The organism is uncultured Chitinophaga sp., assembly GCF_937874145.1.
Taxonomy (GTDB): domain Bacteria; phylum Bacteroidota; class Bacteroidia; order Chitinophagales; family Chitinophagaceae; genus Chitinophaga.
In genome coordinates, this window is the sequence record NZ_CALNBI010000299.1 from 1 (window position 1) to 13,147 (window position 13,147).

Annotated in this window: 12 protein-coding genes; 5 read left to right on the forward strand and 7 right to left on the reverse strand. The window is 57.3% G+C overall.

Features of this window, described 5'->3' with window-relative positions; translation table 11 throughout:
• Together Q0510_RS14615 and Q0510_RS14620 are read left to right on the forward strand one after the other, a co-directional pair.
• Positions 1 to 732, forward strand: a 732-nt coding sequence (locus tag Q0510_RS14615) for a hypothetical protein (RefSeq protein WP_298713187.1), incomplete at its 5' end; no start/stop codon positions are given.
• Between the two features lie 103 nt (positions 733 to 835).
• The gene (locus Q0510_RS14620) at positions 836 to 2,392 is read left to right on the forward strand and encodes a hypothetical protein (RefSeq protein ID WP_298713190.1); all 1,557 of its coding nucleotides are present in this window, start codon (positions 836 to 838) and stop codon (positions 2,390 to 2,392) included.
• A 71-nt stretch (positions 2,393 to 2,463) separates the two neighbouring features.
• Here the strand turns inward: Q0510_RS14620 and miaA are convergent, their stop codons facing one another.
• The 5 genes from miaA to Q0510_RS14645 are packed head-to-tail and all read right to left on the reverse strand — an operon-like array spanning position 2,464 to position 7,177.
• Positions 2,464 to 3,372 carry a tRNA (adenosine(37)-N6)-dimethylallyltransferase MiaA gene (miaA, locus tag Q0510_RS14625; RefSeq protein ID WP_298713193.1) on the reverse strand — a complete coding sequence of 303 codons (909 nt, stop codon included), beginning with the start codon at positions 3,370 to 3,372 and terminating at the stop codon, positions 2,464 to 2,466.
• 41 nt (positions 3,373 to 3,413) lie between these two features.
• Positions 3,414 to 3,989: a hypothetical protein gene (locus tag Q0510_RS14630; protein WP_298713196.1), complete on the reverse strand. Its 576-nt coding sequence runs from the start codon at positions 3,987 to 3,989 to the stop codon at positions 3,414 to 3,416.
• 35 nt (positions 3,990 to 4,024) lie between these two features.
• Complete coding sequence (locus Q0510_RS14635; protein ID WP_298713198.1) at positions 4,025 to 5,446, reverse strand: HD domain-containing protein; 1,422 nt, start codon at positions 5,444 to 5,446, stop codon at positions 4,025 to 4,027.
• Between the two features lie 31 nt (positions 5,447 to 5,477).
• Positions 5,478 to 6,050: an L-threonylcarbamoyladenylate synthase gene (locus Q0510_RS14640; protein WP_298713201.1), complete on the reverse strand. Its 573-nt coding sequence runs from the start codon at positions 6,048 to 6,050 to the stop codon at positions 5,478 to 5,480.
• Entirely contained in the window at positions 6,047 to 7,177 is a 1,131-nt protein-coding gene (locus Q0510_RS14645; RefSeq protein WP_298713204.1) for a glycosyltransferase family 1 protein, read from the reverse strand. The genes Q0510_RS14640 and Q0510_RS14645 overlap by 4 nt, the downstream gene beginning before the upstream one ends.
• 169 nt (positions 7,178 to 7,346) lie before the next feature.
• Between Q0510_RS14645 and Q0510_RS14650 the strand changes: the two genes are divergently transcribed.
• The 3 genes from Q0510_RS14650 (at position 7,347) to Q0510_RS14660 (ending at position 9,564) form a co-directional block, all read left to right on the forward strand.
• Positions 7,347 to 7,529 (forward strand): microviridin/marinostatin family tricyclic proteinase inhibitor, encoded by a 183-nt coding sequence (locus Q0510_RS14650; protein ID WP_298713207.1) that lies wholly within the window; start codon positions 7,347 to 7,349, stop codon positions 7,527 to 7,529.
• A 75-nt stretch (positions 7,530 to 7,604) separates the two neighbouring features.
• Positions 7,605 to 8,570, forward strand: coding sequence for an MvdC/MvdD family ATP grasp protein (locus Q0510_RS14655; protein WP_298713209.1), 966 nt, complete (start codon positions 7,605 to 7,607; stop codon positions 8,568 to 8,570).
• Positions 8,563 to 9,564 (forward strand): MvdC/MvdD family ATP grasp protein, encoded by a 1,002-nt coding sequence (locus Q0510_RS14660; protein WP_298713211.1) that lies wholly within the window; start codon positions 8,563 to 8,565, stop codon positions 9,562 to 9,564. Before Q0510_RS14655 ends, Q0510_RS14660 begins: the two co-directional genes overlap by 8 nt.
• 52 nt (positions 9,565 to 9,616) lie before the next feature.
• On the opposite strand, the gene Q0510_RS14665 is transcribed toward Q0510_RS14660, so the two are convergent.
• Together Q0510_RS14665 and Q0510_RS14670 are read right to left on the reverse strand one after the other, a co-directional pair.
• Positions 9,617 to 10,999, reverse strand: coding sequence for a RagB/SusD family nutrient uptake outer membrane protein (locus Q0510_RS14665; RefSeq protein ID WP_298713213.1), 1,383 nt, complete (start codon positions 10,997 to 10,999; stop codon positions 9,617 to 9,619).
• 19 nt (positions 11,000 to 11,018) lie between these two features.
• Positions 11,019 to 13,147, reverse strand: a 2,129-nt coding sequence (locus Q0510_RS14670) for a SusC/RagA family TonB-linked outer membrane protein (protein WP_298713215.1), incomplete at its 5' end; no start/stop codon positions are given.

Sequence of the window (13,147 nt, forward strand, 5' to 3'; positions counted from 1 at the left end):
GAGGAGCGTTATGATTACCCCCGCCGCATCGACCGTTTCAGCCGTGGCTATTCCGGTAGTTACTGGGATGGCTATTACTTTGACGGTTTTGGCAGCAGCATGTACATGAATAACTTTTACGGTTATAACAGCTGGAACCGTTTCGGGTGGAATTCCTGGTACGGCCCGTCGATGAGCATCGGCTTTGGCTGGGGCCGCCCCTGGGGTGGTTACGGCGGCTGGTACGGCCATCCCTGGTATGGCGGCATGTACGGCAGCGGCTGGTACGGCGGGGGTTACCCCTGGTACGGCGGCCATGGCGCCTACTACGTGAAACCGCGGCCTTCCAATTCCTGGGGCCCGCGCGGATCGAGCGGCACCCGTGTATACAACAGCGGCACCCACACCAACGGTTATCGCCCGAATTCCAGCGGCGCAGCTCCGCGCAGGACTTTCGACAGCAATTCCAGCCGTCCGGCAAACGTCGACCGCCAGCGGTCATCTACCCGCAGAACTTTCGACCGCGCCCCCGGCGAGCGCCCGGCTACACAGCCTTCGCAACAGCCGCAGCGCCAGCAACGTTCCAGCAGGGACTACCAGCGCAGTTACGACCGCGGCAACAGCGCACCACAACGCCAGTCTCAGCCTTCGTATACGCCCGAACGCAGCGCACCGCAACGGAGCTACACTCCGCCGAGCAGCCCTAGCAGTTCACCCGCGCCTTCAAGAACTTATCGTCCTCGCGGGCGCTAATACAAACAACGCGAATTACCAGTAAGGGATCCCCATGAAAAGGTGACCGGCTGGTAATTCGTGTTTTTATCCCAGCACAAATTTGTTCACCAGCACTTACACGATGAATAAAAGAACAGCATTTCTTTTGATAGCCCTTGGTGTATCCGCCACAGCCATGGCGCAAGACGAGCACGACGCATTACGATACAGCCGCCTCCTTTACGGCGGCACCGCCCGCACGCAGGCCATCGGCGGCGCAGCCGGCTCCCTCGGGGGCGATATCTCGGCAACCCATATCAACCCGGCCGGCCTCGGCTTTTTCAAAACCAGCGAAGCCAACATCACTCCCGGATTCTATTTCAAAAACACGGAATACGATTTCCTCGGCAATAAAGGAACCGATAATAAAAGCGGCGCCAGCCTCGGCAATATCGGCGTCGTATTCGGCATCCCCAACCGCTCCTCAGCCAGCAAATTCAGGAACTTCGCCATCGCGGTCGACTACGCCCGCACGGCGGACTTCAATAACCGCAGCTACATGAGCGGCACCAATTCCCTCACCAGCTTCTCCGACCGCTGGGTGGAACAACTCCAGCCGGGCGGCAATCCCGTTCCCTTCGACGACGCCACCGGCGCCTTCGTGGAGGGCGCCAGCCTCGGGTTCAATACCTACCTGCTGGGCTACGACCCCGACAACAACAACGGCGTAGAAAGATATTACACCGTCGTGAACCCCACCGCCCCAGGCGGCATCGGCCAGATGGACGAGTTCAGGGAACGCGGCGGCATCAACGAATTCTCCCTCGGCTTCGGCGGCAACTACAACGAACAATTCTACTTCGGCCTCTCCCTGAACTTCCCCCGCATCGATTACGAACGCGACCGGACCTTCACGGAAAAAGACCAGAGCAACCTGAATAACGATTTCGAATCCTTCGCGTACACCGAATCCTTATCTACGGACGCGAACGGCTTCAACGCCAAACTGGGTATCATCTACGCTCCCATGCCATCCCTCCGCATCGGCGCCAACTTCCACACGCCTACCTGGTTCAGCATGCACGACGCCATGACCGCCCGGGTAGACACGCGGCTGGAAGAATTGGGCAGCCATTTCCAGCGCACCGAAGACCTCACCGACGGCTTCCCGCTTGAATATGACTACACCCTGAAAACGCCCTGGCGCGCAGGCGGCAGCGTATCTTATATCTTCGGCACCAATGCCGACGTAAAACAACAGCACGGCTTCATCACCGCCGATGTGGAATATGTGGATTACGCCAGCACCCAATACCGCTTCAACAAAGGCTCCGCGGACGACCGCCAGGCAGCCGATGCCCGCAACCGTGTCATTGAAAACGCGTACACCGGCGCAGTAAACGTTCGCCTGGGTGGTGAGCTGAAATTTAATGTACTGGCGGTCCGCGCCGGCTTCAGCTACTATGGCAACCCCTACAGCAGCGATTTCAGCGATGTAGACGGCAGCATCAAACGCGTGAGCGGCGGCCTTGGTTACCGTAACAGGGGCTTCTTCAGCGACCTCACCTACGTACATACGCTGAACAGCAAAACAACATACAATCCGTATGTGCTGAACGAAAGCGAGTATGCTGCGCCCGTAGCAACCGGCAACCTGTCCGGCGGCAATATCGTGCTGACGGTGGGTTTCAAATTCTAACAGTATAAATTCCGGATACAAAAAGGGGAAGTACGCAAGTGCTTCCTTTTTTTATGCAGGATGGTGAAGGCTTACTTTCGCGAAAGCTGCTCCCGGACGTATTGCTCCAGTGCTTCGGGCGAGCGCGCGTCGAACCAGCGAAGGTCCGGATCGCGGCGGAACCAGGTGAGCTGGCGTTTCGCGTATTGGCGGGTGTGTGTTTTGATGCCTTCTAAGGCGGATGCGAGGGAGGATGAACCGTCAAGGTAATCGAAGACCTCGGTGTAGCCCACGGTTTGCAGCGCGTTGTGGTGTCGCCAGGGAAGCACGCTGCGCACTTCTTCCACCAGCCCCTGCGCCATCATCTGGTCTACACGCGCGTGGATGTTGGCGTGCAGCATTTCCTTCGGCAGTTCCAGCCCGGTTTTTATCACGCGGAAATCGCGGTGGCGGGCTGTTTTAGTGCGGAAAGCAGTGATGGATTGACCGGTAGCTTCGAATATTTCCAGTGCGCGGATGAGGCGGTGGGGATTCTGGATTTCAGCAGTGGCGTAGAAGGCAGGATCTTTCTCCTGCAGTTGTGCCTGCAACCAGGAAAGTCCGTGTTCCGCATAACCGGCGCGCACTGCTTCCCGGATGGTTGCGGGCACGGGGGGCATCTCATCCATTCCTTCCAGGAAAGCTTTGATATACAGGCCGGTACCGCCGGTGAGCACGAGCGTATCGTGCCGGGAAAAAATTTCGGCCGCGTATCCCATGGCCAGTTCTTCGAACATGGCGGCGTTCACTTCAGACGCAATGGAATGGGAGTCGATGAAATAATGACGGGCCGCGGCGAGCTCCGCAGCGGACGGCTTGGCCGTTCCGATGGAAATTTCCCGGTAACATTGCCGGGAATCCGCCGAAATAATATCGGTCCCCAGCATGCGCGCAATGCGGATAGCTGCGGCCGTTTTGCCCACTGCTGTAGGCCCGGCAACCAGGATGACCGTCTTATTCATATGGTAAATGCCCGGCGCGGAATGCGCCGGAACAAGGCTTACTAAAACATGTTTTCTTCTTCGGAGCCGCTTTCTTCCATGCCGTCGTCTTCCCGGTCGGTCTCCTCCCCTTCTTCCCCGAAACCGTCTTCCGACATGCCTTCGCGGTTTAGATCGTATTTCTCTTCCATTTCCACGAGCTTATCGCCGATAAGGCCTTTTGTGCCGTATTGGCTCGGCGCCAGCCCTTCCTTACGGACGATGGCGGGATACGTCAGTTTGGCGTTTTCGTCTTTCGCCACAGCAATCAGCTCCACGAGGAACGTCCAGTTTTTGGCGAAGTCATAGAGGTAGATGAACTTCTGGTTAGGGTCCCTTACCATCGCACCAACAGGCGTTTCGGACATCAGGAGCGGTTCCGCTTTGCGCACCTGCTCATCTTTTTCCAGCAGGATTTCCCGGCCGCGTTGCCAGTTATCGTTGCTGCGGTAGAAGGTCGCCTTGTGCTTGGAGTCAAACTCATATGCTGTCAAGATGGCCTGATGGAATTGCACAAAATTCTGACTGGGTTTTACAACGATATCCCTGTAAACACTTTCGTCTTCTTCCCAATAAACTCTGAATTTTAATACCGGCATATGATTTACAATGTTGTATGAACAAAAATACCAAATTATTTAACAGGGGTCAAGTTTAGTTCGGCAGCCTTTTTCAACATAAAATCATAAGCCGCGTCGTAACTGTTGGCGATTTCTCCGTCCAGGATCGCTTCCCGGATGGCGCTTTTCAGATCGCCCACCAGTTTCCCGGGCTTCAACCCGAACGTTTCCATGATCATCTCGCCCGTTACCGGCGGTTGCCAGTTGCGGATCTTGTCGCTTTCCTCCACTTCTTTCAACCTTTCGCGCACCAGCTCGAAATTCTCCAGGTACCTGCGCACTTTCGCGCGGTTCTTGGAAGTAATATCGGCTTCGCACAGCATCATGAGCGCTTCCAGGTCTTCCCCGGCATCGAACAGCAGCCTGCGTATAGCCGAATCGGTGATATTCTCCCTGGTCAGGCTGATGGGGCGCAAATGCAGTTCCACCAGCTTCTTCACCAACCTCATTTTTTCGTGCTGCGGCAGCTTCAGCTTCGCGAAAATACGGGGCACCATTTTCCCACCCACGGCGTGGTGACCGTGAAACGTCCATCCATGGCCTTGCTCGAAGCGCTTGGTGGCGGGCTTGCCGATATCGTGCAGCAAAGCGGCCCAGCGCAACCAAAGGTCGCGCGTGTGGCGGCTGATATTGTCGATCACCTGCAGGGTGTGATAGAAATTGTCTTTATGCCCCTTCCCTTCCAGCATTTCCACGCCCACCAGGTCGATCATCTGCGGGAAAATGATTTTCAGGATGCCGGATTTATACAGCAGATCCAAGCCTACGGACGGCTTTTCGCTCAGCATGATCTTGTTCAGCTCGTCGGTGATCCTTTCCTGCGAAATGATTTTGATCCTTGCCGCATGATCCTGGATCGCCTGGAATGTTTCGGGCAGGATGGTGAAATGCAGTTGCGATGCGAAGCGGATGGCCCGCATCATGCGGAGGGGATCATCGCTGAAGGTCTGCCCCGGTTCCAGGGGCGTCCGGATGATCTTGTCCTTCATATCCTGCAGCCCGTTAAAGGGATCGATGAGCTTGCCGTAGTCCGCCGCATTGAGGCTGATTGCCAGCGCGTTGATGGTAAAATCGCGGCGCAGCTGGTCGTCTTCCAGCGTTCCCGGCTCCACTTCGGGATTCCGGGAATGGTGGCTGTAGCTTTCCCGGCGGGCGCCCACGAATTCGACCTCGAGGTCGCCGGTGCGGATCTGGGCGGTGCCGTATGTTTTGAAGTAATTGACTTTCAGGGAAGGATCGAGCAGGCCGGCCACTTTATGGGCCAGGGCGATGCCGTCCCCCACGCAAACGATATCCACGTCTTTCGTAGGCCTTTCCAGTAGTTTGTCGCGCACGAAGCCGCCGATCAGGTAACAGGGTACGCCGATCTGCCGCGCTGCTTCCGCCACGCGCTCAAACAGTTCCATTTCCCGTTTTGTACAGGGAATTTCCATCATGTGTTCTATCGTTTAAAGCCGCAAAAGTACTTTAATCCCGGATGATTTCCAGCCTTCCGTCCCTGGTGATGCGCACAATCCGCGAGGGGCGCGCCTGTGTTTCATCATCCTGGCGGTATTCCACTACATAATCCACGCCATTCCGGATTTCGGGCGAGACGTCCCTGAAACCCGCCGGCGACGGCGCGCCGGAGATATTGGCGGACGTGGACACGAGGGGTTTACGCAGGCGTTTCACCAGGTGACGGCAGAAGGGGTCCTGCACCAGGCGGATGGCGATGGAACCGTCCTGGTTGATGACGTTGGGCGCCAGGTGGAGCGCGCCTTCATAGATAACGGTCGTGGGGCGGTCGAACCCGGCCAGCACATCGGCGATGTCGTGCGGGGGCGAGGCGAGGTATTTCATGAGATCTTTCACATCGGCCATGAGCACTACGAGGCTTTTGGTTTCGTCGCGCTGCTTGAGGGCGTATATTTTACGCACGGCGGCTTCGTCGGTGGCGTCGCAGCCGAGGCCCCAGATGGTGTCTGTGGGATAGAGGATGGTGCCCCCGTTGCGGAGTACTTCGAGGGAGCGGGAGATATCGTTTTCGAATTCGGTCATGGCAGGATGTTTTGATAGACGTTCATCACGGCGGCGGCGCATTTTTCGGGGGTGAAGCGCTCCGCGTGGAGGAGCCCCCGTTCCGTCATCCCCTGCCGCAATGCGGGCTCGTTGGCGACGCGGAACATGCCGTCGGCGATGCTTTCCACGCTGAAGGGGTCGACGTACAGCGCCGCGTTGCCGCCTGTTTCCGCGAAGCAGGAGCCGGTGGAAGTGATCACGGGCGCCTGGCTCCAGAGGGCTTCCAGGATAGGGATGCCGAAGCCTTCGAAAGTGGAAGGGTACAGCAGCGCCAGGGCGCCCTGGTACAGCGCCGGGAGGTCGCGGAAGGCGAATTTGGTGACTTCGTTGAGGAAGATCACGCGGCTGGTGAGGCCTTTTTCAGCGAGGTATTTTTTCACTTTCTCCTTGTAGGCGCCACCATCGCCCAGTACGATGAGCGGCACGTTGAGGCGGTCTTTCAGCAAAAACATGGCTTCGGCGATGCGGGCGAGGTTCTTGCGCTCGATCACGGAGCCTACGTAGAGGAAATATTCGGACGGGAGGTTGTAGCGGACCAGCATCTGGCGGACCGCCTGGGGATCGCGGGGCACCTGGAACGAGGGGTCGCAGGCCTGGTAGCAGACGGGGATCTTTTCTTCGGGGACGCCGTAGAATTCGATGAGGTCGGCTTTGGTTTGCGTACTGATCGCGATCACCTGGGTGGCGGCCTCGCAGGCGTATTTCGCTTTTTTGCGGTAGGTGGCCACGTCGATGGGATTATATTGATTCGGGTAGCGCTCGAAGATGAGATCGTGCATGGTGACGGTGCTGGCCACCCCGGTGCGGTGGATGCCGAACGGCAGTTCGGCGCTCAGTCCGTGGAAGATATCGATGCCATGGCTTTGGAGCTCGCCCGACACCCAGCGGCTGCGCCAGACGGGTTTGAGCAGTTTGTGGAGGAAGCGCTGCGGGGTGATGGTAACGGCCGCCTGGGGGGGCCGGTACAGGGGTTTCACCTTGGGGGCGAAGAGCACATATTGGTGCTCAGGGTAATATTCCGCCAGGGAAGTGACCAGCGTACGGCTGTAATTGCCCAAACCCGTGCGGTTCTGGAAGGCCCTTTTGGCGTCGAAACCAATTCTCAATGCTATTAATGTTAATCCGGCGGCAAAATACTGAATTTGATTTTTTTCTTTGACGCAAAAATTTTAACTTGAATGTCCCGTTTCAAACCAGGTAAACGGGCAGGACATGTTCCGAAAAACCATATAAGAAGCAAAAGTCATTGTTCACCACCCAATTTATTACGCTGACATGAAACCCAATGAAAAGCTCATGAAGCCGTTTTTCGCGCAGCTGCTGGAGTCGCAGCAACAGCAGCAAACAACAGGCCAACAAAGTTCCGAAACTTCTTACTGGACCAGCAAACTGGCCGACGTACCCGACCAGACCCAGAAGTATCCGTCTGACGGAGATGAGGAATGGTGGTTACTGTAATCCTTTTATCCAACGAATGATTTTCAGGGCAATGGCCGGCAGGCTGTTGCCATTTTGTTATCCGCCGGCTTCTTCATGATACTTTGCATCACGCACGCTCAGGACACATATACGATAGATCGCGTACAGCAACGGCTGGAGGAGCTCGGGTATGAGGGTTTCCGGTTCAATTCCGACGAATTCGGGACCAAATACCGCCTTCGCTACCGCCTCCACGCCTCCGGACCGCAATACGAGCTGCGCTGCGGTTCCCGCACGATAGACGCGCGGCAGATCCGGGGCGTGTGGTACCGGAAGTTGTGGGACCTCCAGGTCCCTCCTTCCCTCGATCCCGCCTTCGTGCCGGCTTTCCTCAAAGAATACCGCACCTCCCTGCACATATTCCTCGACGCCCTCAAGGTGCCCTGGATCAACCGGATGGATACCGACCACGCCGTTGGCGCCAACAAGCTCCTGCAGCTCAACGCCGCCCGCGCGGCAGGGCTCATCGTGCCGCAGACCCTCTTCAGCAACCACGCCGAAGACGCCATCCGCTTTTTCGACGACCATGGCGGCAACGTAGTCGTCAAACTCCACGGTGCGCTGTCCAAAACGATGGACGGCAAAGGCCACTTCTTTCCTACTACCAGGCTCCGGAAAGAAGATGTGCCCATGCTCGAATCCCTTTCGGCCTGCCCCATGATCCTCCAGGAATATATCCCCAAGGAACGCGAACTGCGCATCGTGTATATCGACGGCGAATTCTTCACCGGCAGCCTCCGCGCGCCCGAACTGGCCGACTGGCGGACCGCCAACACCACGCTCGTGCAATGGGAACCTTACGAACTGCCGCCGGCCCTTAAAGACAGGATTCATGCCCTGATGACCACGCTGGGATTGCCTTTCGGCGCTATCGACATGATCCTGAAGCCCAACGGCGAGCACGTTTTCCTCGAAGTGAATCCCCAGGGCGAATGGGGCATGCTGGAGAAATACCTAGATTTCCCCATAGCGGCCACCATCGCCGAAAAATTAGTCAACCGAATCGAACAGCATGGGTAAAATTCTAATTATTACACATTCCGCAGACAACGATGCCGTAACTTCCGTCATGGAACACCTCAGCGCCGCCGGTGAAATGCCGGTCCGCTTCAATGTAGACCGCTACCCGCTCGTGACCCGCCTCACTTCCGAGTTCCACGGCCACCAGCGCCGCCTCTGGCTCGAAGACGGATCAACGCCCCAATCACTGGAAGACCTCAGCGCCGTTTGGTACCGGCGCAGCTATCACATCGCCGACGGGCTCGACCAGGTACTGGAAAAACCTTACTTATCCCCTGCCACCGGCGAAATCCGCAGAACGTTATTCGGGATGCTGGAATCCCTCCACTGCTTCCAGCTGGAGCGCTACAGCACTTACCGCCGCCTCGACAGCAAGGAGGAACAACTCCGCATCGCGGCGGAATGCGGATTGCTGACGCCCGCCACCTGCATCACCAACAGCCCGGAAAGGCTGGAAGCGTTCATGCAGTCGGTTAAAGGGCCCATCGTGGCGAAAATGCAGAGCGCTTTCGCCATTCAGCAGGACGGGCAGGAGCAGGTCGTTTTCACCAGCGAAATCCGCCAGGATCACCTCCAACAACTGCCACAATTGCGCTTCTGCCCCATGACTTTCCAGGAAAAGCTGGAAAAGGAGCTGGAATTGCGCGTGAATATAGTCGGGAAGGAAATATTCGCATTCAGTATTGATTCGCAGCAGCAGCCGGGAGCGGAAACGGATTGGCGGAAGGAAGGCGCGAGCCTTGCCGTACAATGGAAACCCTATACCTTGCCGGGAGCCGTGGCGGAAGGACTGTCGCGGCTGATGGACCGCTACGGCCTGAATTACGGCGCGATCGACCTCATCTTAACACCCGAAGGCAAATATTACTTCCTCGAACTGAACGCCGCCGGCGAATTCTTCTGGCTCGACAAGCTCTGCGACGGCGCCATTTCGCGGCAACTTGCCGCGGTACTGGCAGGTTCGGCGGAAAGGAGAAAACCGCTCATCTCCTAAAAACAAACAGCCCCGCAAAAGCGAGGCTGCCGTTATATATCCGGGTTTTGCATTAATACCCTTCATTCTGTTTCAGCAAAGGATTGCGCAGGATTTCCGCATTCGTAAACGGGAACCACAAACGCGTATCATCCCGGCCTTTCGACACGAGGAAAGGTTTCGCGCTGCCGAAGCGTTTCATATCCAGCCAACGGCGGCCTTCTCCCACCAACTCACGACGGCGTTCCTTTTCCAGCTCCTGCAGGAACGCGGCGGCATCCGCGAAATCGGCGGCATCCTTCGTGCTCGCTTTACGCGCGGCGCGCAGCGTGTTGTAACGCGTAACGTCCACCGTATTCTGCCGCGCAGCGGCTTCCGCAGCAATCAAATACGCCTCGCTGATGCGCATGAGCGGATAGGTAGCATACACGGCAGAAGCGGGCTGCAGCGTATCCGTAGAGAATTTGAGCAGGTAATGCGCATCCCGCCCGGTTGCGTTCTGGCGCGCCTTGCGGACCAGTTCGCGGCGGGTATCGTTTGCTTCGTAGGAATCCGCCAGCACATCGTCCATCGTAGTGAGGCCGGTGCCGTTGCCGAGGAAAGGCGGTGCGGGGCTGTAGAAACTGAACAGGCCGTAGCGCTCGTAAGCCGAAGGCAGCGGCCCGTCAGACATCTGCCAGATCATTTCCTGCGCGGAGCTGTTATAACGGAAGATGTTGGAAAACGTTTCGGTGGACAGGATCCTCTTTCCCGAAGCAATCACCGCATCCGCCAGTTCCTTCGCCCGGGCATGTTTGCCGCGCTGCAGGCTCACGCGCGCCAGCAACAGCTGCGCCGCCTGTTTGGAAGCGGCTTTCGGCGTGGAGAAATCGGCCAGCATGGGAATTGCATCTTCCAGGTCCTTCTCAACCTGGTTCAGCACCTCGGCCTCGGGGCTTTTGGCCTTGCGGATCCTGTCGATTTCCGTTTCCACGGAAGTGATCAGCACCACGCCACCGAAAATCTCCGCCAGCTGGTTGTACGAATGTGCGCGGATCACGAGCGCTTCGCCAAGGATCTGCCGCAATGCAGGCGACGAAGGATTACCGATCTTCCCGATAATGAAATTGGCATTACCGATCGTGGTGTACGCCGCGATATAGTACCGCCCTATCCCGAAACCGTCGTTGGGACTGGGGTTGCAGGCTTCATACGCCTGCGGGTTGAACTGCGCGGGATTGCCGCCCTGCAGCGAAATGATATCGTCGCTGTAGATGTCCGTCATCGGGTACGATTGCGGAGGCCAGCTGCCCGACATGCTGAGATAAGCGCCCTTCAGCAACAGGGCGATATCGTTATCCGTCAGCTGGTCTTTTCCGATGGCCTGATCCGGCGAGGGCCTGTCGAGGTATTTGCCGCAAGCTGCGAGTGCAGCCAGGCAAACCAAGATCATATATAATTTATAGTTGCGAAACATGATGTCTGTTTTAATAATATCAGAAACGAAGATCAATACCGAAAGAAACTGCGCGCGGCAACGGCGCCACGTTCTGCTGCAGCCCTGATTCAAGTCCCTGTTCGGGATCATCCGCGTTCAGCCGCTTATCCTTTATCGTAAACAGGTTCTGCGTGGCGGCATATACGCGCACCTGCTGCAGGCCTGCTTTTGAGATCAAAGTATTCGGCAGGTTGTAGGCCAGCGTTACGTTGCGGCAGCGGAGGAAAGAACCGCTGTACAGGTAATGGGTCGACGGCATGAGGTTCCAGTCGTTCGTTCTGCCGGCACCATGCTCACCCACCACCGCGCGGGGATAGCGGGCCTGGTCGCCGGGCTTTTGCCAGCGGTCGAGCACCCAGGTAGGTTTGTTGTTGACAACGCCCGTCCAGATATCGAAGTCATAGTTGCGGTAGAACTGCTCGCTGAAATTGTAAATTTTGTTGCCGAAGTTGAAGGCCAGCTGCGTGTTCAGGCTGAAGCCCTTCCAGCCCAGGTCCACCGTGAGGCCGCCGTTCAGTTTCGGTTGCGCAACGGGGATGTACACCATATCCAGCTGGTTGATCACACCGTCTTTATTCGTATCGGCATACACCAGGTCGCCCGTCTGCGGGTCCACTCCCTGCGATTGATACAACTGCAATAAACCTACCGGCTGGCCGATCCGGAGCACGCCCGCCGGGCTGCCCGGGTAGTACACTCCGAAGCCCATGGTGCTGTCGCGCAGTTCGGTCACGCGGTTGCGGTTGATATTGGCCACCGCGCTCACTTCCCAATGGAAATCACCCGGCTTCCCGCTCAGCGAAACGGCCAGGTCGAGCCCGCGGTTGGTCATCGCGCCGAGGTTCACGCGTTGTGATGTAAAGCCGCCGCTGGACCAGGGGATTTGCCGGCTGGTGAGCAGTCCGTCGGTTTTCTTCACATAATATTCTGCGGTGATGGACAGGCGGTTATCGAAGAAACGCGTTTCCAGGCCGATGTCGTGCTGTTTGGTCCGCTCCCACCGCAGATCGGGATTGCCGAGCACTGTATTCATACGGAGTGCGGGCTCGTTGAGGTAGAGCACGCTGTTGACGAGGTCCTGCGTGTCGTAATGCCCCAGCGGGCGGATGTTGCCCGTTATGCCGAAGCTGCTGCGCAATTTCAGGTAACTCAGGGTTTTGTTGCCGCGGAGGAAGTCTTCGTCGGAGATGATCCAGCCGCCGGAGATCGCCGGGAACCAGGCCTGGCGGTTGTTTTTCAGCTTGCTGGTGCCATCGCGGCGGAGACTGAGGCTGAGGAGGTATTTGCCTTCCCAGCTCATATTGGAACGCAGGAAGTAAGACTCCGAATATTCTTCGTAAAAACGGTTGCTGCCGTTGTAGAAGTTCGTGGAGATGGACGCGTTGGCCGGTTTCCACAAGCCCTCGATCATCGGGAAGCCCTGCAGGTTCTTAACGCCGATGCGGTATTGGTTCCCGGTGAATTCCTGTCCCAGCAGCACATCCGCCTTCAGGCCGCTGTACGTGAACCGGTAGGTCAGCACGTTGTTGAGTGTGTACCGGAGACCGTTGTTCTGCGTTTCCTTGTAATCGCCTTTGGTGCCAAGGCCGCCGTAGCTAAAGGGCGACATGAACTCCACCAGGTTGCTTTCGCTCCGCGATCCGGCGATCATGGAACGGAAGCTGAAATTCTTGCTCAGCGTGGCTTCCGCGAAGAAGTTGCCGGTATAATTCCAGTTGTCTTTCGTATTGTCGTAGAAAAACCGCAGCGCGCCGTAAGGGTGTTCCTGGAAACCATGCCAGTAGTCCCAGGTGCCATTGGGATTGGTTTTGATGGAATCAGGCGTATCGGGGCGGGCGGAGATGCCGGCGCCGAGGGCCTCCGACAGTCCGTCGTATTTTACTTTGGAGATCGCCACATCCATACCGGCTTTCAGCCAGCGGTTCACCTTCTGGGTGAGGGCCAGTTTGCCGGTGTAGCGGTCCAGGCGGCCATCGCCCACGGCATTGGCTTCGCCGAACTTCCCGAAGGAAAAATAATAGCTGGTCTGGTTGCTGCCGCCGGCCACGCTGAGCTGGATATTGCTGAGCGGCGCGCGGGAAGGTTTCACGCGATCCAGCCAGTTGATATCGTCTTTACCCATCTGCA

Coding starts and splice junctions, on each gene's coding strand:
- Q0510_RS14635 (WP_298713198.1), bottom strand. CDS start 5,446: ATGATGGAAATTCCCTGTACAAAACGGGAAATGGAACTGTTTGAGCGC.
- Q0510_RS14630 (WP_298713196.1), bottom strand. CDS start 3,989: ATGCCGGTATTAAAATTCAGAGTTTATTGGGAAGAAGACGAAAGTGTT.
- Q0510_RS14650 (WP_298713207.1), top strand. CDS start 7,347: ATGAAACCCAATGAAAAGCTCATGAAGCCGTTTTTCGCGCAGCTGCTG.
- Q0510_RS14665 (WP_298713213.1), bottom strand. CDS start 10,999: ATGTTTCGCAACTATAAATTATATATGATCTTGGTTTGCCTGGCTGCA.
- Q0510_RS14660 (WP_298713211.1), top strand. CDS start 8,563: ATGGGTAAAATTCTAATTATTACACATTCCGCAGACAACGATGCCGTA.
- miaA (WP_298713193.1), bottom strand. CDS start 3,372: ATGAATAAGACGGTCATCCTGGTTGCCGGGCCTACAGCAGTGGGCAAA.
- Q0510_RS14640 (WP_298713201.1), bottom strand. CDS start 6,050: ATGACCGAATTCGAAAACGATATCTCCCGCTCCCTCGAAGTACTCCGC.
- Q0510_RS14655 (WP_298713209.1), top strand. CDS start 7,605: ATGATACTTTGCATCACGCACGCTCAGGACACATATACGATAGATCGC.
- Q0510_RS14620 (WP_298713190.1), top strand. CDS start 836: ATGAATAAAAGAACAGCATTTCTTTTGATAGCCCTTGGTGTATCCGCC.